Raw genomic sequence first — 21,365 nt, forward strand, 5'->3', positions numbered from 1 at the left:
AGCTATAAAAATTAACAATGTAGAACTAGTTATAAGTTAAAACTTATTTCTAGTAAAAATTGATTTTTCTAGAAAGAAAAATTTCGGAGATTTAAATTATGATTGTTGGAACTCGCGGAAGCAAACTGGCCCTCGCACAGACAAATCAGGTCTGTCAGGATTTAACCAGATTAACCGGCGAAGCTATTGATGTGGAAATAATCAAAACCAAAGGAGACAAGATTACCACTTCCCAGCTGTACAATATGGACTCCAAAGGCCTTTTTACCAAGGAACTGGACATAGCCCTTCTGGAAGAGGAAGTCGACTTTACGGTGCACAGCTTCAAGGATCTTCCAAGCGAACTTGATGAAGACTTAGAAATCGTTGCGGTTCCAAAAAGAGAATCTCCAAATGAAGTCCTCATATCCAACAAAAAATGGGATGAGCTGGAGCCTGAATCCAAGCTTGGAACCAGCAGCCTTAGAAGGGAAGCGTTCTGCAATCTCCATGAAAAGGACTTTGACCTGCAGCCGATTCGAGGAAACATCGAAACCAGAATCGACAAGGCCCTCAACAGCGATTTGGATGCTACAATAATGGCTGAAGCGGGACTTAAAAGATTGAATCTGACAGGATACATCAAGGAAGTGTTTCCATTGGATTACATCACACCCCCAGCAGGCCAAGGGGCTCTTGCAATCATTACCCGTAAGGATTGTGATAAAAAGGACAAAATTGCTAAATTGAATGATTATGTATCTATGCAGGAAGTACTTGCAGAGAAAAAGGTGCTTGAGGAACTTGGCGTAGGTTGCCAATGGCCAATCGGTTCGATAGCACAGATGAAAGACACAGAACTTAATGTTTATTCAATATTACTGACTCAAAAAGGAGAAATCCTTAAGGAGCAAACTGAAAAAGGTTCTATTAAAGATGCGCTTGAACTTGGCAGGCGCATTGGAGGAATTTTTGCAGATTATGTTTAAACGGAGGAATTGAAATTGAAAACTGTTAACGTAGGAGTTATTGGAGTAGGAGCGATGGGTGAAAACCATGTCCGTGTATACCACAAGCTAGCAGAAGCAAACCTTCTGGCCGTTTCTGATGTTAGCGAAAGAGCGCTTAAGAAAATAGAGAAAAAATATGGCGCCAAGGGATACACCGACTACGGCGAACTACTCAAGAATCCAGAAATCGAAGCTGTAAGCGTATGCGTGCCGACTACTTTCCACCATTCGGTAGTTATGGAAGCGATAAAGTACGGCAAGCATGTTTTAGTCGAAAAGCCAATCGCATTCACATTAGAGGAAGCCGAAGAGATGATTGCCGCTGCCAAAGAGGCGGGAGTGATTCTTTCAACAGGACATGTCGAACGGTTCAACCCAGCAGTCCAAAAGACAAAGGAACTTGTTGATGACGGAGTCATCGGGGATGTCGTGTCTGCCTTTGCAAAAAGGGTGGGGCCATTGCCTCCTAGAATCAAGGATGTGGGGGTTTCCATAGACCTGGCAATTCACGATTTGGACATCATGAATTACCTCTTTGATGAGGACATCCTTCAGGTCTACGGGTCAATGAGCAGCAGTTTCGACGGCTCAGAATTTGAAGACCACGCAGAAATCATGGTTAACTTTGATAACGAATCCACAGGAATAATCGAGGTGAACTGGCTGACCCCATACAAAAGAAGGGAGCTGGAGCTTACCGGAACAGCCGGAATCATTTCTGTAGACTACATCAAGCAAAGCATTGAAGTTTACGGCAAATTTGCAAAAGACATTCACATCAAGCATGAGGAACCTCTCAAAGGGGAACTGGAATCCTTCCTGAATGCTGTGGCAAATGATGAAGAACCAGAAATCACTGGTGAAGATGGACTTAAAGCTCTCAAGATGGTTATTGCAGCTAACAGGTCATCTAAAGAACACAAACCAATTAGTTTTGAGGAACTCTAAAAACGTGATATCATGAAACAGAAATTAATCGACAAGGCTCAGGAATTAAGGCAGCACGGTTTCACCACCGGTGAAATCGCAGATGAACTTAATGTCAGCATGGACACCGCAAGATGGCTGACCCTTCAGAAGCAATCAGAAGTCAAGGCCGAAGCGCCGGTTGACTTTGCAATCAACTGGAAAAGCATCGGAGGAAACTCCACCCGTTTAAGCTACGTTTCAGGAGCATTGAGCGACATGGCACTAATCCATGGCGAAGCAGATGTCGTTTGCGGAATCGCAGTAAGCGGAGTTCCATTTGCAACAGTCATGGCCGAGTTTCTAGAGGACATGACCGGAATGGATACCTCAATTGCCATTTTCCACCCGAACAAGCACAGGAAAGACAATGATGAAAACGACGGGGAAGGGGCAATCAGTACCAACTTCGGAACTGTCGAAGGCAAGAAGGTCATAATCGTCGATGACGTCATAACCAGCGGAAAAACCGCAAAAGAAGTCATCCACACAGTAAAGGACCTCGGCGGAGAACCAACCTGCGTCACCGTATTGATTGACAAAGCTGGCCTTTCCGAAATTGAAGGCGTGCCTGTCGAATCCTTGATTAAAGTAAGCAGACTGTAATCTGCTTTCATTTTCTTCTTTTTTTACTTATTTTTGAATCGCCATTTCTAGGAAAACTTTAAATATAAGTTAGCACAAAATATACACAAGGTGATAATATGTATATTACAATAATCGCTTTTGAAAACATGCATGGAACCAAACCATTGAAAATTGACGCCACAGTAAAGCTGGTGAAGGAACCAGATAACCATCACGACATGGAATCCATAGCCTGCGAGATGAGATATTTCGGGAAAATCGGCTATGTGGCAAACAGTACCAGAACCGTTGTTAAAGGATGCATGAGCGCAGGAAGACTGTACGATAAGATAAATGACGTGTACTTCGCAAGAATACAATTCATCACCGGCTCAATCGCAATAGCCAAGGTGTTGAGCTCAGACGAATACATAGCGGAAGTCGAAAATCCCGAAAGCGACGTGCACTACCTGTGCGAAAATCCTGCAGAGATTGACATTGACTACATCAAAAAACATTTCTAGAGGTGATTTGATGATAAGCACACTTTCAGATGAAATTGAGCTGTTGGACGCTCAAGTTCACAAGAACATGGCAATAATACCTATAAAAACACCAAAAAACTATAAATTTGACATACTGACCCTCGAGAAGGGCTTCGAGTTGGGCCTTGCAAAGGTAAAGGAATGCGAACACTCAACAGTGAACACATTGATCGTTGAAAACAAATCTGTCGTTCCGCTTCTTTTGGTGGACGGCGAAGAGATTGTCGGAGGAGACCAGAACCGTATAGTGAATGCCACAATCCTGATTGCCCCTCAAAGCGAGATGAAGATACCTGTGAACTGCACCGAACATGGCCGCTGGGGATACAAGCATGAGTTCGTGCATTCCGAATACATTGCGGATTCAAGAACACGAGGCAGGAAAGCCCTTGCAATACATGAAGGCCGGGATGCCCAGCAGGCAGTATGGAACTCCATTGATGATCTTGAAAACGATCACCAGTTCTCATCCAAAACCCAGGCAATGGCCGAAAGCTATGATAACGTTAAGGCGGACTTGAATGAATTCATTGAATCCTTTGAGGTTGCAGATGGTCAGAATGGTGTTTTAATCATTATCGATGGTGAAATAAAAGGCTTTGAAATATTTTTCAGCTCTGAAATCTATAAGGAATACCACGAAAAGATCCTTAAAAGCTATCTGATTAATATGGAAGTCAAAGAAGAAGCGTTCACAATAAATGCAGATGAAGCTAGAGAGCTGATAATGAGTGTAATTGACAGCGACTTCAGCGAAAAGCCAAACATCGGGCTGGAAAAGCCATTTGAGTTCAAAAACGATGAAGGCATAAGTGAAATCTACACCTACAAGGATGAGATGATTCACTTTTCATACTTCACAATCGATGAAGATGATGATTTGAAAAAAGCAAGTAGTCATTTAAGAGGCGGCATTGTCATTTAAAGTCAATGCCCAACTCTCGCATCATCTTTTCTATTTTTAGGGACAGCTCCCTGTTTTCTTGATCCAACCTCTTTTTTTCACAAGCCAGATCCTTCAGATCAATGAACTCGCCCTCAAATGTGTCCACATACCTTGAAATCGACAGGTTGAAATCATTTGCCTTGATTTCAGAAATTCCAACGACATTTGAAAACTTATCGATTGTCTTTCTTGACCTGTAAACGTCCAAGACCTTTCTGATTGTATCCTCATCCAGGACGAGATTTCTCCTGAAGAGTCCTGGAACTGAATACGGTGCTTTTTTTGTCTTGAAATCTGTTGACATGTCTATGAATACGATGCGGTCTGTTCTTCTGTTTTTCCTGAACACCATGATGATTTCAGATATTGAATGCCTTGAAAGCTCGCCGGGAACGCTCATTATGGCATCTATGCAGTTCATCTCATAAGTCAGGTACTTTCTTAAAAGCCCCAGGGAATTCTTAAACAAGAAGCTTTGAGACATTGACACGACCATCAGCCCATCATCCTTTAGATTATCTATCATGTTGATTAGGAATAGATATTCGCTGTCCTTGAGCGGTGCGTACTCGCCTGAAAGGCGGACACCTCCAGTGTCCAGATCCATCTTGCTTACGATATTGTCAATTGCATCGTTAATCTCACCGTCGCTTTTAAATGACTCCTCATCCATGTTCAGATTGGCTGTGAGGAAATCCTCAATCTGCTTTCTTTTGTTCTGCCTTATGGCTTCGGGATTTTTGGCCACGTTGAAGCGGCGCATATTTCTGGTGGTGATTTGAGGAATTGCCGATATCACAACATCGAACTTGGCCCTTGAATCATCAAACGGCTCGAACGGACTTCCAAGTTCCAGGAAAACCCTGTCCAAGTCAAAGTGATTAATCAATAGCTTGACCAGGCTGCATGAGTATGCTAGCTCATCCTGGCTTTTTGCAAAGGAATTCTCAAACGGAATGCTGTAGTCATTTGCAAGGTCAACCAGAAGGGATGCGTCGTTTAGAAACGGGCTGTAGACGTCCCTTGGATATTTCACATTAGATGACACGATTGAAGAGATTAGATGGTTGATGTAATCGTTGCCATAGCCTATCCTGATCAGCCTTGACTGGCAGACCTTATCGAAGACCCTGGCAAAGGGGAAATCCTCCTCAAAGACATCGAGCTGTGAAATCGAGTATATTATGTCCTTTACGACCAGATGGGTTTCGCCAACAAACTCGAACTTGTTGAAATTGACCTCCTGGCTTAGCTTGTCGAAAATGAAATTGAAGTAAAGCCCGTAGTTTGAATCGTCTGCAAACTCAACTTTCTTGCTGAAAATGTCAAAGAATGCATATACGAAAAACCTCTCTGAATAGTGGCTGGCAATCACCTCATCGATGTAATATTCAGGGCTGTCAAGGTAGAATCCGAACATGTCCAACGCTTCGCTTCTGAAGGTTTCCCTCATGTCGTCATCCTTATAGGCCTCATCGAATGTCATGGCCTTATCCTCTATGAGGCTTTTGAAGTAGTTTTTCAAAAGGTCGCTGCAGTACTTGTATAGGAATGAATAGATGACCATGTACTGGACGTCCGGTGTGTCTTCGGCCTGCCTTATTTTAGATAAGAGGGTGTTTAAGACCTTCCTGTTTCCGGATTTCCTAACGCTCATCGGCCTCACCCCACAATTTGTTCAGTATCCCTTCCTTGAGGTTTCTGTCATAGTCAACCACCTTCAGGTCCTCGGCCACCTTCCGGTTAATCAAATCTAGAAGTTCTCCGTATCTTTTCTGAGTTTCATAGTCGGGAACTGCGAGTTCGAGCTCCCTGATCTGTCTTATTGAAGCGTGAGGAATTCTTTCTGTGCTTGAAAGCTCATAGAGCTGCTTTTTGACATGGGCATTGGTCAGCAGATGCGCTATAAATGACGGGTCAAAGCCTTCCTTAAGGCGTATAATGGCTATCCTGTCGCTTATCACCAATCCTTCACGGCTGACGCAAGCGACATCATACGGGTAAGGCATCTTCATCAGGACATCGTTTTTCCGGGTAAAATGGTGCGGCTTGATGCTTCCTGACATCATCCTTAATCTCTCGAAGTCATCCAGAATCCCGTCCTTTTTTATTGACCTCTGGACAACTACCTCAAACTCTTCGCCGTCATCTGCCAGGTATCTCCTGTATGACAGGCCCGAGAGCACTTCTGCAATCTTATACAATCTTACTTTCCTCATTTTTAGCCTCAAGTTATTTTTTTAATAAAAAATTGGGCCTTGGGTGATTTTAATGGTGAATTGGGGTTGAAATGAGCATGCTTTTTGGCGTGGTGTTCGTGTTTTCAAGCATGTTCATCTTTAATGGTGATTTATGGCCTAATTTCTTATGTGCGTGTTTGTCTTTCAATATTGCCCTCCTTTATTGGTACAGGCCGCCGACATCATCCAGAAGAGGTGCTTCATTGACCTCTGAAGCGTCCACTTTTTCTGCAGACACGCCTCCGATGACGCCTACGCTTTGGATGTTTGACTTGAGCACGGCTGTTGAGGTGATTCCAGGCCCTTGAGGGGAGAGGACAAACAGATCAAGGAAGGTGTCGTCCTCGCCGACGATGAATGCCGGTTCGATTGGCTCAGATGATTTGGTCTGCACCTTGATGAGGATATGCTTTGCCTCGCTTTCGCCTTCCATTCCTATCTCTTCCCTTATGGTGTTGTCAAGGCTTTTCACCTTTTCGCTCCAGTTGATTGAATTATGGTCATGGTTCATTATATCACATCCTTTTTTTATTCTAATCCGCATTTTCTGCGGTGGTGTTCGACTGGCGATAGAAAGAAACTTTCTATTTCAATTGCATTTTTTTAAAGAAGATGCAAGTTGTAACAATAAGTTGTACACAATAGTATATAAAACTTTTTATTTTTTCTTAATTTTCCAAAAAAATACAACTTATTACAACTACAAATAAAGTATATGGCTCAGGTTATATATAAAGTTTTTGCATTTTTTAAAAAAATGCAGAAAAGTGAAAGTGTGAAATTGCACCATGAAACATGTTTCAATGCAAATAAAAAAAATAGAAAAGGCAAGCCGAAGATTCATTCGTCTTCAGCTTCTTGTTTTTTGTCCTTTTTAACGATTTTCATCTTCTGGTTTTCCTCATCGACTTCCATGACAATCGGGTCTTCCTCAACGGCGCCCGGATCCTTTTCAACGCATTCCTGAATCTTCGCATTGATTGCTCCGGTATCCTCAGTGTCAATCAGGTCGATGATTTCAAGCTGGTTCTGGAACCTTTCAATGCCGTCCATCGGAATGTTTTCAACGAATGGAATCGCTCCGGTCGCTCCGGTGATTTTCTTCTTGTCAGGGTCCGCTCCGTTCTCGTACAATGCCTTTATGCTTTGGCCGGTGATGTGTCCCTGCACTTCAGCGCCTGTAACGATCAGAAAGCGGATGTTCGGATTTGATATAATGTTAGCAACTACCTTTTCAATGCCTAGATTCTCTGTCTTGCATGGTCCTGCTATAGCCGCACCGGACAGTTCCGCCTCGATGTGGGAAGCCAATGTGGTCACTGCAACCGGACTTTCAGGGTCGCCAACGATATAATCCCCACTGATTACAGGCCAGCCATCTGCAGGAGCTTTTTTGTCTGCCATGTCAAAACCTCCTAATATATGGATAGATTAAAATATATTTTAAAAATATTTAAGTATTTTGTAATTTAATTTCGGCGAATGGTGGAAAAATGGATTTATCCAACATGCAAAAATATTCCTGAATAATTCAAAAGCAATTCATCAGCAAATCATGATTGTCCGATTTAAAAAAAAAGAAAAAATAAATACTGCTTTTGAGCAGTATTTTAAAGTTGTTTATGCCTTGCCTGCAGCGTACATTCCGCTTACATAGGATACTGTTGGTTTAACTTTTAGGAACTTGTAGTTTGAAGTGAAGGAATTCGCTCCTAAAGTAACTTTCAATTGGTAGATTTTACCAACTTTGCATTTGGTAAATGCTGATTTTTTAACATCCACTTTTGCAATTCCCTTATTGTTGATTTTAGCGGTGTAAGTTTTTTGGTTGAACTTAAAAGTAACTTTTGTTCCGGTTAAGAATTTGCCGTTAACCTTATTGGTTTTTATCTGGAACGTTACGGTTTTTGCATTTGTCTTTTTGAAGGATGTGATTTCCTTCATGACTGTTTTGAAGTACAATCTATTATGGACACTTAATGTCTTATAGGTTGTTGTCAAGTCCAAATCATCGGAATACAAGTCGCTTCCAAGTATTTTTACTTTTGCATAACCGTCTTTATCTGTTTTAGCGGTTTTGTATTTGGATAAATCAATGAAAACTGTTACTTTCTCTCCGGCCATAGGTTTTCCATTGGAATCCAAAAGGCGAACCTTATAGTATTTGCTTTCAATATCATACATGGTAATTGATTTGGCTTGAAGCTTAGGTTTTGAAAGTACCTTAAGGTTGAAGCTTCCTTTTGCCACAAGGCTTTCCTCTGGGTTTTCATAGAAGTAATTGACTCTATAAGTTCCGGTTTTCGCTACATTGATTTCGACTTCACCTTCACCAAAAGCGTAATAATATCCCCAGAAACTTTCATTTCCTATTTCCAAAAGCAGTGAACAATGTTCATGAACTATAGGGCCTGTGAATGTGATTAGGGTAGGATTGTTATTGAATACTGTAGGGACATTTGGAGTTAAACTAATTTCTTTAGATACATGTAACGTATCTGATATTTCCACATCGGCATACTTTGTATCATTTGTTAGCTTGAGCAGAAATGGATGGTCTCCTTCAGCCAAATCTTTGAATGCAATGTTTTGTTTTCCATCAGCCAAACTGATGGATGAGCTTTCCCCATCAAATTCCCAATACAGGTTGCCAGTAATGTCGTTGGCACCTGAAATTGTTATGTTTCCTTCATCGCCGGTTGCGATATATTGTGGATAATCCACACTAAGCCCACTATACTCTTCGCCATCACCGACTACATCATCCTGGACGACCTGGCTAACTTCAGCCGTATCATCCAAGGCAAGCTCATCGCCTGCAACATCCTCACTGGCAGACAATGGACTTAATGATATTACTGCCAGCAGAAATATGCAAACTAAAATGAATTTGTTGACTTTCATGTTTTAACCTCACTTTTTTATAATTAAATATCTAAATGACATGTATTTTATACTTTTTGAATTTAACTTCACCATAACATACACATCAAATACGCATCATTAAATCATGCTTGGGCATCCGCCGAAATCATATGCTGTTTAGAGGCTTAATTTCATTCCATTTTCGAGTTCCATGAATTCTGACAATTTTATATAGGGCATTTAAATCATTTAATTCTTGAATCGAAGTATGTGAAATTATTAAAGTTGGTTTTAATGGACAAATATTGCTCATTTAGATTTTTGAAATGGATATGGCTAAAAAATATAACTTAAAAGCAATATTTCTAAAAAAAAATATTTAAGTAATCACGACTAAAAATAATAGCGATGAGCTTGAACATTGACATATTTTATTTTATCAATCATGACCTGCAAAATCCGCTATTCGATACCGTAATGCCTGGGCTGAGCAATATCGGCGGTTTTGTAAGCCTTCTTGCATTATGCATACTGGCCATCCTCATTGCAAGGCATCTTGAAAAGGACAAATGCCTTAAAATAGCCAAGCTATGCCTTTATGCACTTGTTTTATCAGGCATCATTGCAGCATGCCTCAAGCTTTTAATCCACAGCCCACGCCCCTTTGATGTCATGAGCAATGTCCACCAGTTGACCGTTCCATCAGAGCCCAACTCCTTTCCGTCAGGACATGCCTCATCAACGCTGTCAGTGACAACAGTTTTGGTGTGGAAACTGCGCCGAAACAAGCCGTTGGTTTGCTTATTAGTTCTTTTTGCATTTCTGATTTGCTTTTCAAGGATTTACATTGGCGTGCACTTTCCATTTGACGTTGTTACCGGTGCGGTCGTCGGCATAATAAGCGGTGCGATTGTCTTGAGATTGAAAAAGTGAAGCCATCCAAAAATTTTGAAACCATCAAGCCAAATTGCTTTCAGTTACAAGAAAAAATATTTATCAAATTAAAGTGAATATTAAAATAATGCTTGAAAATTGTTAGATTATTAAAAAATTGATTTAAATTACTTATATTTACATTATAAAAATAAAAAACTATTTATATTCTCAAAAACCATATTAAATCTATCAAATTAAATATTTGGTGGTGAAAATAATGAAAAACGAAAATGAATTGATAAGGTTTCAACGCTCAATGGAGCCTTCAAAAGAAATTTTTACACAAGAAATTAGAAAATTTGCAAAAAAATTCGATTTTCTAGGTGAAATGACAATAATTGAAGAGCCGGATATATCGACAATGGACTACATATACTCCTTTAAGACATTGAATGGAACTAGCAGAGACAAACTGGATTCCACACTTCTTGAAATCTATAACCATATGGAAAAATTTTCAAAAGAAAATGGAATCGATGAATTCTGCAGCAATACGATAATATGGATTTAATTTCGGTGATTAGATGGATTTAACCAAATATCCCCAATACCAATTATACCTCCTAACATTGAAGTTAATGAATTTAAAAAATCATTTAATACCTGAAAACTGTGATGAGAGATGCATTAACTCAACAATTATAAATAGAGCATACTTTAGCTCATACCTATTGTCCAAATTATGGTTAGAAGATATAAAAAAATTTAAAACAATCCCTCCATGGAACTTCGGTGATGACAAGCCAATAAGTGAACATAAACAAATAAGACAAGCATTATACAACTTTGGCGAAAAGAAAATGAAAACTGAATTGAGCAGATTATCATCACTAAGAAAAAAAGCCGATTATAATCCTTTCACTGAAATTACCCATGAAGAACTATCAGCAGCAATATTCCATATGGAAAATATCTTCAACAACCTGAAATTTGATTGAAAAATATTTTTTTTTAAAACATAAAAAAATTATTCTTCCACACCAATATTACCTTAAATCATTAGATTTTTGAATCTTCACATCAAAAAGCAATTTTTAGAAGTATAGATCTGACGGCTTTCCTATGTATTCGAAGTCATCCTTGTTTTCTAAATATTTGACCCCGATCACCTTGCCGTCGGGAAAGACTGTCACGACACTCATGCCGTCATCGACATCTATGACAATGACTTTTCTCTTCTCACCGCTTTGAGCTTCAATTTTTATAATCTCATCATTTTCGATTAATGTTGGCTCCTCAAATTCGGCACCGACGTCTGTGGAAAACCAGTGTTGAGGCAACTTGACCCTAATTCCTAAATCGTCCAATACATCTTTCACATGCATAGCTAAAATCTCCTTAAATTTAATCCTGTTAATCTACATGTTCCTTTATATTTTAGAGATTATTTAAAGATTTTGTCACTTCCCAAGGGTTTGAAGTGGTAAAGGCATTTCTATACGAGAAAGTGAACCTTGGACTTGTCCAGGTCATCGGGAGTGTGGGGCTCAGGCTGGCTTTCTAGATGGCCCAATGCAAGGATTCCGACTATTCTGTAGTGAAGGTCCACTCCAACGATGTCTCTCACAATTTCCTCGGCATCTGTGCCGTCCCTTTCTCTCAGGTGAATCTGAACCCAGCAGCTTCCAAGTCCCAGGTCAGTTGCCATCAGGTGCATATAGGTAAGTGCAATTGATGAGTCCTCACACCAGGTGTCTGATTCAAACTCGCTTGCCAGAACGACGATTGCCTTATCTGCATCCTTCAGGAATTGGGCCCCATGGTCCTTGGCCCTTGAAAGTTCGTCTAGTATTTCTTTTCTTTCAACGACGAGGAAATTGCATGGCTTTCTGTTCCTGCTTGTAGGTGCAAGAAGCGCTGATTTTAAAATCATGTCCAGTTCCGCTTTTGTGATAGGCTCGTCGGTGAATTTCCTTGAGCTTCTTCTCTTAAACATTGCATCTATAAGTTCCATGATTTAACTTAGAATTTTGAAATATAAAAAAATTAGTAATAGGCATCCAGGTCGAGGATTTCCTCATAGACCCTTTTTGAGTTGTTCCGGTCATGGTATTTGAAAAATCCGTCAACTCTTTTTGCGTATTTTTCATCCATCCTGCAGTCATTGTCAATCATCTCCAGGATGATTTCGCTGATTTGGGCATGGTTTTTTGCAACCGGGCCGAATCCGTCGTCCTCATACTTGAAATACGCATCATCCACATCAAAGTGATAGTCCTTGTCGAACTGGTAGTATATCACAGGCTTTTTCATGTATGCGAAATCAAAAGACACTGAGGAGTAGTCTGAAATGAGAAGGGATGCAGTGTTGAAGGTTTCGGTGTAGTTTGTAAGGTCTAGGTCAAACTTGACATCCGGATGGGTCGTGAATGCGCCTGCAAACTTATGCAGGTTCCTATGGGGCTTGAATATCATCCTGTATCCTTTTTCTGTTAATTTTTCAATCAGCTCATCGTCTGATATGAGCTCGTTTAAGATTCTGCAGAAGTTTGTTGCTGCAAACTCATCCTGTGTGAACTCATTGAACTGCTTTCTCCATGAAGGCATCACCAGAATATCCTTTTTAGGGTCGTTTTCAAGCCTGTCGAATCTAGGAAGGCCCAATGTCTTGATGACGCTTTCATCATAGCCGTAGTCATATTCCATCAGGGATTCAGCTTCCCTTTCAGATGATGTCAGAAACATCGCCAGAGGCTTGTCATACTCGTTTGCCCATGATGAGATGTCGTTTTTGATGACTCCGTGCTGCAGGAAGACAGTCTTTGAGCGGGCAAGGCCTGCAACATAGGGGTAATTTCCCCAGAACGGATAAATGATTGTGTTGTCAGGGTGTGATGTGATGATGAACTCGGCAAACAATGTGTAGACCCTATGCTTGAGTGACCTTGCAGGGATAATCTTTCCAATGCCTTTGATTTGCCTGTACTGCTTGCTTTCAGGAATTCTGCCGAACATTCTCCTGAACTTGATTGCCTTGGAACCTGTCAGGTATTCGGCATCGTCAATCGGAGACTTGTCGAGGACAAAATAATGGTTAATCTTGTCATGTTGAGTGGAAACGTACTTGAAAAGCTCCAGGCCGTTGTCTCCTGCAACCTGAGGCAGGTCCATGTAAATCCAGATGCGCCTCCTTATCAAGAAAGGATATGTCAAGACATAAAACATCCTGATTAGCACTCCTGTTCTCCAGCCTTCCTGACGGTTCTTTAACATTCCCCTTAACGTTGAGATTTCCAGTTTGAGAAGTCTTAAAAATGATTTCTTGCGGATTGTAATCTGGTTATCCTCAAAGACCGCAATGTGTTTTTTTGATGCCATGTACCTGCCGACCTTGGAAAGCCTTGAGGTTTGGCTGAAATTGATTGCCAAATCCTTTTCGCCTGACTTAAATGCAATCGTTGAGTTTTCCTTGAACTCTAAATTGACCTTGAAGTTGTGGTTTTCTGCGTACTTGAAGCCCAGCGATTTGAAATCCCTTTGGGGATAGCTGACCTCTTGAGTTTCGATTGTTTCGCCGTCAAGAACAGCCCGGATTGAAGTGTCTTTTGTGAAGTTCACAAGGATTCCTGAAATGTAGAGCTCCTGGTCGCTTTTGAATTGGATGTTGTCAACGAAGAGAGTCGTTAGCTTGAAGTTGTCATTGATTTCGGCTTTGTGGTTGAAGTAGTCCCAACAGTGCCTCTTGATTAGGATTGCATGAGCTCTCAGGTGTGCAGGAATTGAAGGCTGGGCAAGGATGACGTCTTCATCGATGAATGATAGGATTTCTATAAGTTTATCATATAGAGTTTTAATCTCGTCCTCGCTTAAGAGGTGCCCGACATCCTCAATTTCTAAAATCCACTGCAGATCATACATGAGCACGTACTGTATGAACTTGGGAATCTTTCCGTCCCTTTCGGCATAATGGATTAATTTGATGAAGTACTCGTCAACCCTTGATGTGAAATAGGTTCTCGTATTGGCCGACGATGTTATGAGGGAGTTCTGGGAACCGTCCTTTCTGTAGTTGTACCTGTCGCCGGCCAGAAATCCGATATGCGGATTTTCCAGAAGCATCTGGTTTAAGAGAAGTGCATCCTCTGAAACCTTCAGATTGTCGTTGAAGCTGTAATCCTTAAGCCTTTTGGCCCTTATGAACGATGAAGGCCCTGAAAGCTGGATGTATTGCGGGTTTTCTGCGAGATTTATCACCTGATCCTTTTCAAACTTGAAGTTTAGGTTGTGAGGGCCTCTTTTTACTCCGAAAAAATAGATTGGAATTGATGCGATATCGACTTCGAGATTGTCGTTTAGGAAATTCATGGCATGCATGAACGCATCTTTTGATATGGTATCATCTGAGTCCAGAAAGTTGATGAACTCTCCTTTGACATGCTTGAGTCCCTGGTTTCTTGAATATGAAGGCCCCATATTCCTGTCGTTAGTGATTAGAAGGATGTTGTCGGGATATCTCCTTTGGTACTTTTCCAAGACATTCAATGTGCCGTCTGTGCTCTTGTCATTGACAATCACGATTTGAATGTTGTCCTTGAAATCCAGGGACTGGTTGATGATTGATTCGATGGCCTCGGCTATATAATCCTGCTTGTTGTAGACAGCCATCACCACCGAAAATGTGAAATCCAAAATCAATTCCTCCTTATACTATATAAGATGTGTATATTATTTAAAAGATATGCAATCAGTTGAATCATCCAACTTGAATTTCAGGATTGATTTAAAAAACAGAAATTTAAAAAGAAGATTTTAATTATTTAAAAAAAGTGAAAAAAAGGGATGATTTAGTCATCCGCCAAATTGTCGAAGTATCCTTGTATGAACACGACTGGAGTTCCCTTGTCTCCGGAACCGCTTGTCAAGTCGCAAAGGGAACCGATCAGATCGGTCAGTTTCCTTGGAGTTGTACCTTCGGTAATCATCTGTCCGGTCAAGTCGGCATCCTTTTCCTTGATTTCCTGCTTGATTGCCTCCTTGAGCTCGTCGCCTTTAAGATGAGGGAACTTGTGGTCTGAAACGTACTTGAGCTTGATTTCATTTGGAGTTCCGATAAGACCTGCTGTGTGTGCCGGTGATACGACAGGGTCTGCCAGCTCCCAGATTTTTCCGACAGGGTCCTTGAATGCCCCGTCACCGTAGACCATCACTTCAATCTGCTTGCCTGTGAGCTCGATTAATCTTTCCTGAACCTCGCTTACAAGCTCTATGCCGGTTTTCGGGAACAATTTTAATTTCTCTTCGGTTGCCTTGTTTGATCCTAAAAGCCCGTAATCAGGGTTGCAGCCTGAATCGCCTACAGGTTCAGTTAAAATTTGATACAGTCCATAAACGTTGGCTCCGTTTTCCTTTAAAAGCTTTACGGTCTTTTCCCTTGTGTGAATGTCACAGCTTAAAACATCATTGGTGTAGTCAAGGATTTTTTTCACGTCGTTTGAGAATACGAATTCCACTTCGCAGTCTTCCTCTTCAATAACTTCCCTGTAAAAGTCGATCATGTTGATTCCGGTGAACGGATGTATCCATGAGCCGAAAGTCTTCTTGTATTCTTCTTCTGAGATGACGCTTCCAAGGTGGTATTCGCTTTCCTCCAAAAGCTCCTCATCGAGAATGCCGTTTCCGACCTCATCTGACGGGAATGATGTTAAAAGAGTGATCTTGTCCATTCCTCTTGCGATTCCCTTGAGGATGATTGAAAACCTGTTCCTGCTTAGAATCGGATTTGTCACTCCGATGTTTTTTGATGGGAACTTTTCCTGAACGTCGGCTGCAACATCATCTACAGTGACGTAGTTTCCTTCTGAAATTCCTACAACTGCTTCAGTGATTGCAACAATGTCCTTGTCCCTAAATTCGAATCCTTCACTTTCCTTTGCCGCCATCAAGGAATCGACAACAATGGTTGCCAAATCATCGTTTTCCTTAATGATCGGTGTCCTTATGCCTCGCACTACAGTACCAATGCATCTCATATATGATTACTCCTAATTGCCATAAATAGTGGTTGGAATATATTTTCCACAACCCATTAATTTTATATTCATTAAAATATTTAAAAGTTAAGATTGGGTTTAAAAAAAAAGAGAAAAAGTTGAAACTTCATAGAAGTTTCTCAATTTAGTTTTTAATGTATTTTTTCAAATCATCAGCCTTGTCGGTTTTCTCCCATGGAAGGCCTTCAATGCCGAAGTGGCCGTATTTTGCGGTCTGCTTGTATTGGGTGTGCCTTAAATCCAAAGTCTCGATGATTCCGTCAGGAGTAAGCTTGAAGTTTTCCCTTACGATTTCATCAATAGGCTTTGTGGTTTCGACACCGGTTCCCTTGGTGTCCACCAGAATGGAAGTAGGCTCCGCAACTCCTATTGCATATGACAATTGGATTTCGCATTTTTCCGCCAGACCTGCAGCAACGATGTTTTTGGCAATGTATCTTGCCATGTAGCATGCACTTCTGTCCACCTTGGTGCAGTCTTTACCTGAAAACGCACCTCCGCCGTGTCTTGCATAACCTCCGTAGGTGTCCACGATAATCTTTCTTCCTGTAAGACCAGCGTCCCCGTGAGGACCTCCGATTTCGAATTTTCCTGTAGGGTTGATGTGCTCCTTGGTGTCTTCAGTCATGAGTTCCTGAGGGATGACTGCCTTGAAGAGCTTTTCACGGATGTCATCTTTAAGCTTATCTTGGTCATCTGAGACAGTCTCGTCATGCTGGGTTGAAAGGACCACAGCATCTAGAGAGATGACGTTGCCGTCCTCATCATAGTTTACTGAGACTTGAGCCTTGCCGTCAGGCCTTAGGTATGGGATTTCACCGGATTCTCTAAGTTCTGTAAGCTTGTTTGTGAGTTTTCTTGCAAGATCAATTGGAAAAGGCATCAGTGAGTCAGTTTCATTGGTTGCAAAACCGAACATCATTCCCTGATCGCCTGCACCGGTTTCCTCATCTCCCCTGTCGACACCCTGGTCGATGTCCTGGGACTGGGCATGAAGCCTGTTGACGACTTCACAGGAATGGCCGTCGAATTCCAAATCAGGATTGTCATAACCGATTTCAATGATAGTGTCTCTTATAATCTTTATGATGTCATCTTCAGTAATGTCGGCATCTGATTTAATTTCACCAAATACCATACAAAAGTCAGTGGTAACACAGGTTTCGCATGCAACGTGGGACTCTGGGTCCTGAGCCATGTACGCATCCAGAATTGCATCGGATATGATGTCTGCAACCTTGTCCGGATGGCCTTGAGTTACTGATTCTGATGTAAATGTTCTGTATACTTCACTCATTTTATTCACCGAAATTATATTCTAGGAATAATTATGTTTTTCATTACTTAAAAGAATTATTGAAAAAGGGAGTGATATTTGAAAATAATGAAAACAAAAATAAAATATTGATTAAATAGACAGATGTTTGTGATGATTGCTTCACCAAAGATTTAAAAAAAAACATTGAAAAAGGACATGTCATCAATAATCATTAATATCCGAAAGGAGAAAAACAGTATCAAAAACATTTTTTGGATGTGTTTTAGTCATGTGCGGTGAAAAATACCTTGCGATAGATGTGGGCGGAACCTCGATAAAATACGCCGTAAGCGATGAGAGTGCAGAAATAAGCAGGGTCAGTGAAATCAAAACCCGAAGAGGAGAGGGAGAACTCTTTGACCTGTTGGATGAAATAATTGCGCCTCGAGTGAATGGCATAAACGGCATAACGCTATCTTTTCCAGGAAAGATTGACAGCGAAAAGGGCATAGTCCACACTGCAGGAGCATTCAAGTGGATTAAGGATTTGGCCCTGAAATCAATCCTCGAGGAGAAATACACCAAACCAGCATGGGTTGAAAATGACGGAAAATGCGGAGCCCTAGCGGAATTCTGGAAGGGAAACCTGTCTGATGTAAAAAACGGAGTGTTTATCGGACTCGGCACCGAAATAGCCGGAGGAATAATACTTGATGGAAAGCTGTATCGGGGGTCTTTTGGATCTGCAGGCGAGTTTTCAAGCATGCTTGGCCAGCTTAAAAATCCCGACAATGAAGAGCGCTTCGGCAAAATTGGAGGCCATAAAAACCTCACTGTGGATTTTAGAGACAGTTATGAATTCTTTGAAAAGTATCGAAACGGTGATGACGCCGCTAGAAGTGCCTTGAAGGACTATTCAGAAACTATTGCTGCGGGAATCGTCACAATCCAATCTGTACTGGACGTTGAGAAGTTCTGCATCGGCGGAGGAATATCGGCCGAGGACACACTAATAGATGAGATACGAAAAAACCTCAAGCAATTCTTTACAGTCAAATCTGGAGAGGCAATAAACGAACCTGCAATCGAAAGATGCCGTTTTGGAAATGCAGCGGGAAGTGTCGGCGCATTATACAACTTTCTAGTGATGGAAAAAATCATTTGAGTATTTCAAATCTGCATTTTCACCGACAAATCCCTAAATAGGATTTGCGCTGGAAGCAGGCATAATGTGTTTTAGAGTCATGTAATAAATATTGCTGAGTTGGAATTTTTTGAATCGTAAATGGATAAATTTGATTTAACTCCTGATAAATTATTTTATATTCCATCCAAGGTATTATCTGCAAATGGGATAAAATTCAAAGAAAACAGGGAAATTCAAAAATAATTTCTCGCCTCCACAAAAATGAAAATAAATAAATTGCCCTCTCTTAAGACAAAATATATACAATACATTTTAATGCATTAAAAACTATATTTGTTAATAGAAAAAAATAATTGGTTTAAACAATGAATAAAAATGAAATATTTACATTATGGATACCATTAGATAATAAGAAAGAACTTCCCACCTTAGCCCACTTATCTTTAAAATCTATGGTTTTATGTGGGCATGATGTAATTCTCTATACATATAGTCATTTAGAAAATGTTCCTGAGGGAGTTAAAGTTTTAGATGGAAATGAAATCCTTGATAGTTCAAGAATTTTCCGTTCAACTACTGGATTTAAATCATACAGTGGTTTTGCAGATATATTCAGATTACATAGATTGTATAAATACGGTGGGACTTGGTTAGATTTAGATGTCCTTTTAATTAGGAACATTAATGAAAAATTTAACGATAATATATTACTTTGTTCAGAACCTTCAAAAAAATTCTATTTTCTTATAAATAATGGAGCAATGCGATTTCCTAAAAATGATCCATTTATCAAATATATGCTAGATTATGCAGAAAAGATAGGCTCCAATACATATCATGGACAAATTGGACCCCAATTAGTTTCAAACACCCTCAAAAAATTTCCAGAATACAACAATTATATAAAACATTTTAATATATACTGTATGCTCGAATATAGATGCATTGGGGATTATACAAAAACACCAGAAAAATTATTAAATAAAATTAATATGGATGAGGTGATGGGTTTTCATATAAATAATGCTGTTTTTGAAAGATATATAACTAATAATAATCCTGATGGGCTGTATGAAATTTTAAAAAAGATTATTCTTAATTCCAACTCTTATGAAGAGTATTATGCTAATTTAAAAGAATATCATATATTAGATTCCAATAAATATGATATTATTAAAGAGTGGGATTTGAAATATTTGGATATAAATGATGATAATTTTAATAATTCTTTTGAATATACCATATTAATTAATTCAAAAAACCTTAAAAAAGTCGAAATATACAATTTAATTCATTCAATAGGTTTTGGATGTGAAGAGGAAATAGTTGATGATATTCAGATAATTATTTTTGGGAAAACAAATATGGGCGAAGATAAAGTTAAATTTAAAGATAATATCATGCTTTTAGCATCAGATTTTGAAAATATTTATCCATACATCAGCGAATACATATATGGCGATTATATCATACCAATAAATCAACCAATAATATTCTGCCCCAAATTCTTTAAAGATAAAATTATGAAAACTGATAATAAAAATTACATAATTGAGGAAGGCATAAATATTTTAAATAAAAAAGATTTTTGGTATTTATTATACCTTTATGGGTGTGAAAATATTTTTAATTTAACTAAGAAAATGCTTACGGATTTCAATACTGCAATGATTGATGAAAAATCACACATTAATTATGGAGCTAGATCTGATAAAGTATTAAAGCTAATTCAAATAATTGATGGATTGAATAAAAACTATTCCAATGATATAACATCATTATTCCTAAAATCAAAATTTGAGCTAAAAGAACTTGAATTCAACAATTTAATTGATGAAGTAAGCTATCATTACTATTCATCATATACAAATATAATTCAATCAAGTAGTTTCCATGAATTTAAATTAAAAGAACTGAATACTCGATTAAATTGTTTAAATGGATTTTACTTAAATAAATTTAACAATAAATATTTACTTTAAATTAACTGGAAACATATTCTAACAATACACTTGCATTATACTAGTTATGCCTTGAATATTTTTTAACCAACCCCTGAAAAAACTTTATATACTTATTAACTACATTTGTTTTACAAATGTTTCATTATCTAAAATTCGTTCAACCACATCAATATGATTAAGGTTCTTAAAATAAACATGACTCCCCCCTGACTCTAGCAGAACTCCAACAAAATCACACAAGTTTTTGAAAGAGTCCGAATATGATTAATATAAAAACATTTATATAATTTGCAGATAAATTTAATATTACAGTTCAATAACAGAATTGGGGGATTAAGTTTATTTAATCCCTTACATGCCTCTTTTTATATTCCTGATTTTTAATAATTTGAGATTGATTTTAAAATTTAAAACTCATAGTTTTATAAAATCTATTTTTAAAATATTTAATCCAATACTCATCAACAACACAGTGCATGTATCCTTCCAAAACACATGAATAATTTAACCACTTATAACCCATCAATAAATATAATTTACCACAATCCAATTTATAACAATCCATTCATAAAAATGATAAAAAATATAGTGAAGATTTGCAGTATCTTCCAGACAAACTCCCCTGATGCCCAATGAAAAAGTATATATTAAAAAAAATAAATAGTTAAAGCAGAGGGTTGTTTGTTTTCATACATTTTCAAGCAATCCTCAAAATAATTATTTTCATAAAACAAGCCAAATCACCACTGAACTCCACATCGACATCGAAATTGATGATATTGACATCTCAAGCCCTTTAAATGTTGAAAACATTTTCTCCAAAATAGGACCCCTCATAAAAACCCCCATGTTTTGAAAAAAATAATATTTGGACAACATATCTATAAAATTTATTTTACATTTAGAACATAAATGACTGATAATTTATATGCTTATTGAATTAACGACAATA

19 protein-coding genes and 1 pseudogene are annotated in these 21,365 nt (G+C 39.0%); 10 read left to right on the forward strand and 10 right to left on the reverse strand.

Translation table 11 applies throughout. The features are described 5' to 3' along the window. Positions 1-98: 98 nt before the first annotated feature. The 5 genes from hemC to IJE64_RS03505 all read left to right on the forward strand — a co-directional run bounded on the left by hemC (position 99) and on the right by IJE64_RS03505 (position 3,992). Positions 99-968 (forward strand): hydroxymethylbilane synthase, encoded by an 870-nt coding sequence (gene hemC / locus IJE64_RS03485; protein ID WP_292782071.1) that lies wholly within the window; start codon positions 99-101, stop codon positions 966-968. A 15-nt stretch (positions 969-983) separates the two neighbouring features. Further along, positions 984-1,937 carry a Gfo/Idh/MocA family protein gene (locus IJE64_RS03490; protein ID WP_292782074.1) on the forward strand — a complete coding sequence of 318 codons (954 nt, stop codon included), beginning with the start codon at positions 984-986 and terminating at the stop codon, positions 1,935-1,937. A gap of 12 nt (positions 1,938-1,949) precedes the next feature. Further along, positions 1,950-2,561, forward strand: coding sequence for an orotate phosphoribosyltransferase-like protein (locus IJE64_RS03495; RefSeq protein ID WP_292782077.1), 612 nt, complete (start codon positions 1,950-1,952; stop codon positions 2,559-2,561). Between the two features lie 221 nt (positions 2,562-2,782). Further along, positions 2,783-3,046 carry a hypothetical protein gene (locus IJE64_RS03500; protein ID WP_292782080.1) on the forward strand — a complete coding sequence of 88 codons (264 nt, stop codon included), beginning with the start codon at positions 2,783-2,785 and terminating at the stop codon, positions 3,044-3,046. A gap of 10 nt (positions 3,047-3,056) precedes the next feature. Continuing rightward, positions 3,057-3,992, forward strand: a complete 936-nt coding sequence (locus tag IJE64_RS03505) for an ARPP-1 family domain-containing protein (RefSeq protein ID WP_292782083.1) — start codon at positions 3,057-3,059, stop codon at positions 3,990-3,992. Here IJE64_RS03505 and IJE64_RS03510 read toward each other — a convergent pair. The 5 genes and pseudogenes from IJE64_RS03510 to IJE64_RS03530 all read right to left on the reverse strand — a co-directional run bounded on the left by IJE64_RS03510 (position 3,985) and on the right by IJE64_RS03530 (position 9,157). Further along, a complete protein-coding gene (locus IJE64_RS03510; RefSeq protein ID WP_292782088.1) occupies positions 3,985-5,670 on the reverse strand; it encodes an N-6 DNA methylase in 1,686 nt (561 codons plus the stop codon). The two genes, IJE64_RS03505 and IJE64_RS03510, sit on opposite strands and share 8 nt — an antisense overlap. Continuing rightward, positions 5,660-6,217, reverse strand: a complete 558-nt coding sequence (locus IJE64_RS03515; protein ID WP_292782091.1) for a hypothetical protein — start codon at positions 6,215-6,217, stop codon at positions 5,660-5,662. Before IJE64_RS03515 ends, IJE64_RS03510 begins: the two co-directional genes overlap by 11 nt. 196 nt (positions 6,218-6,413) lie before the next feature. After that, positions 6,414-6,797: a hypothetical protein gene (locus tag IJE64_RS03520; RefSeq protein ID WP_292782093.1), complete on the reverse strand. Its 384-nt coding sequence runs from the start codon at positions 6,795-6,797 to the stop codon at positions 6,414-6,416. 344 nt (positions 6,798-7,141) lie between these two features. Beyond that, positions 7,142-7,657: pseudogene (gene mtrA, locus IJE64_RS03525) on the reverse strand (tetrahydromethanopterin S-methyltransferase subunit A); the annotation flags it as partial. 216 nt (positions 7,658-7,873) lie between these two features. Further along, a complete protein-coding gene (locus IJE64_RS03530; RefSeq protein WP_292782098.1) occupies positions 7,874-9,157 on the reverse strand; it encodes a hypothetical protein in 1,284 nt (427 codons plus the stop codon). 369 nt (positions 9,158-9,526) lie between these two features. Between IJE64_RS03530 and IJE64_RS03535 the strand changes: the two genes are divergently transcribed. The 3 genes from IJE64_RS03535 (at position 9,527) to IJE64_RS03545 (ending at position 10,992) form a co-directional block, all read left to right on the forward strand. Further along, on the forward strand, positions 9,527-10,051 hold the full coding sequence (locus IJE64_RS03535; RefSeq protein WP_292782100.1) for a phosphatase PAP2 family protein: 525 nt from the start codon (positions 9,527-9,529) through the stop codon (positions 10,049-10,051). Positions 10,052-10,271: 220 nt separating this feature from the next. Then, complete coding sequence (locus tag IJE64_RS03540; protein ID WP_292782103.1) at positions 10,272-10,565, forward strand: hypothetical protein; 294 nt, start codon at positions 10,272-10,274, stop codon at positions 10,563-10,565. Positions 10,566-10,578: 13 nt separating this feature from the next. Then, complete coding sequence (locus IJE64_RS03545; protein WP_292782106.1) at positions 10,579-10,992, forward strand: hypothetical protein; 414 nt, start codon at positions 10,579-10,581, stop codon at positions 10,990-10,992. A gap of 96 nt (positions 10,993-11,088) precedes the next feature. Here the strand turns inward: IJE64_RS03545 and IJE64_RS03550 are convergent, their stop codons facing one another. The 5 genes from IJE64_RS03550 to metK form a co-directional block, all read right to left on the reverse strand. Next, a complete protein-coding gene (locus IJE64_RS03550; RefSeq protein ID WP_292782110.1) occupies positions 11,089-11,379 on the reverse strand; it encodes a hypothetical protein in 291 nt (96 codons plus the stop codon). A gap of 110 nt (positions 11,380-11,489) precedes the next feature. Continuing rightward, positions 11,490-12,008, reverse strand: a complete 519-nt coding sequence (locus IJE64_RS03555; protein WP_292782113.1) for a nitroreductase family protein — start codon at positions 12,006-12,008, stop codon at positions 11,490-11,492. Positions 12,009-12,040: 32 nt separating this feature from the next. Beyond that, positions 12,041-14,683, reverse strand: a complete 2,643-nt coding sequence (locus IJE64_RS03560) for a CDP-glycerol:glycerophosphate glycerophosphotransferase (RefSeq protein WP_292782115.1) — start codon at positions 14,681-14,683, stop codon at positions 12,041-12,043. A gap of 155 nt (positions 14,684-14,838) precedes the next feature. Beyond that, positions 14,839-16,023: a coenzyme F420-0:L-glutamate ligase gene (locus tag IJE64_RS03565; RefSeq protein WP_292782117.1), complete on the reverse strand. Its 1,185-nt coding sequence runs from the start codon at positions 16,021-16,023 to the stop codon at positions 14,839-14,841. Positions 16,024-16,168: 145 nt separating this feature from the next. Further along, the gene (metK, locus tag IJE64_RS03570) at positions 16,169-17,341 is read right to left on the reverse strand and encodes a methionine adenosyltransferase (protein ID WP_292782120.1); all 1,173 of its coding nucleotides are present in this window, start codon (positions 17,339-17,341) and stop codon (positions 16,169-16,171) included. Between the two features lie 250 nt (positions 17,342-17,591). Between metK and IJE64_RS03575 the strand changes: the two genes are divergently transcribed. Together IJE64_RS03575 and IJE64_RS03580 are read left to right on the forward strand one after the other, a co-directional pair. Then, complete coding sequence (locus IJE64_RS03575) at positions 17,592-18,467, forward strand: ROK family protein (protein ID WP_292782123.1); 876 nt, start codon at positions 17,592-17,594, stop codon at positions 18,465-18,467. 347 nt (positions 18,468-18,814) lie between these two features. Beyond that, positions 18,815-20,431: a glycosyltransferase gene (locus IJE64_RS03580; protein WP_292782125.1), complete on the forward strand. Its 1,617-nt coding sequence runs from the start codon at positions 18,815-18,817 to the stop codon at positions 20,429-20,431. Positions 20,432-21,365 lie beyond the last annotated feature (934 nt).

The organism is Methanobrevibacter sp., from assembly GCF_017409525.1.
Lineage (GTDB): Archaea > Methanobacteriota > Methanobacteria > Methanobacteriales > Methanobacteriaceae > Methanocatella.

Excerpts from the sequence above, each read along its gene's own strand:
- hemC (WP_292782071.1), top strand. The coding sequence starts at position 99 with ATGATTGTTGGAACTCGCGGAAGCAAACTGGCCCTCGCACAGACAAAT.
- IJE64_RS03495 (WP_292782077.1), top strand. The coding sequence starts at position 1,950 with ATGAAACAGAAATTAATCGACAAGGCTCAGGAATTAAGGCAGCACGGT.
- IJE64_RS03500 (WP_292782080.1), top strand. The coding sequence starts at position 2,783 with ATGAGATATTTCGGGAAAATCGGCTATGTGGCAAACAGTACCAGAACC.
- IJE64_RS03505 (WP_292782083.1), top strand. The coding sequence starts at position 3,057 with ATGATAAGCACACTTTCAGATGAAATTGAGCTGTTGGACGCTCAAGTT.
- IJE64_RS03510 (WP_292782088.1), bottom strand. The coding sequence starts at position 5,670 with ATGAGCGTTAGGAAATCCGGAAACAGGAAGGTCTTAAACACCCTCTTA.
- IJE64_RS03520 (WP_292782093.1), bottom strand. The coding sequence starts at position 6,797 with ATGCGGATTAGAATAAAAAAAGGATGTGATATAATGAACCATGACCAT.
- IJE64_RS03530 (WP_292782098.1), bottom strand. The coding sequence starts at position 9,157 with ATGAAAGTCAACAAATTCATTTTAGTTTGCATATTTCTGCTGGCAGTA.
- IJE64_RS03535 (WP_292782100.1), top strand. The coding sequence starts at position 9,527 with ATGAGCTTGAACATTGACATATTTTATTTTATCAATCATGACCTGCAA.
- IJE64_RS03540 (WP_292782103.1), top strand. The coding sequence starts at position 10,272 with ATGAAAAACGAAAATGAATTGATAAGGTTTCAACGCTCAATGGAGCCT.
- IJE64_RS03545 (WP_292782106.1), top strand. The coding sequence starts at position 10,579 with ATGGATTTAACCAAATATCCCCAATACCAATTATACCTCCTAACATTG.
- IJE64_RS03550 (WP_292782110.1), bottom strand. The coding sequence starts at position 11,379 with ATGCATGTGAAAGATGTATTGGACGATTTAGGAATTAGGGTCAAGTTG.
- IJE64_RS03555 (WP_292782113.1), bottom strand. The coding sequence starts at position 12,008 with ATGGAACTTATAGATGCAATGTTTAAGAGAAGAAGCTCAAGGAAATTC.
- IJE64_RS03565 (WP_292782117.1), bottom strand. The coding sequence starts at position 16,023 with ATGAGATGCATTGGTACTGTAGTGCGAGGCATAAGGACACCGATCATT.
- metK (WP_292782120.1), bottom strand. The coding sequence starts at position 17,341 with ATGAGTGAAGTATACAGAACATTTACATCAGAATCAGTAACTCAAGGC.
- IJE64_RS03575 (WP_292782123.1), top strand. The coding sequence starts at position 17,592 with ATGTGCGGTGAAAAATACCTTGCGATAGATGTGGGCGGAACCTCGATA.
- IJE64_RS03580 (WP_292782125.1), top strand. The coding sequence starts at position 18,815 with ATGAATAAAAATGAAATATTTACATTATGGATACCATTAGATAATAAG.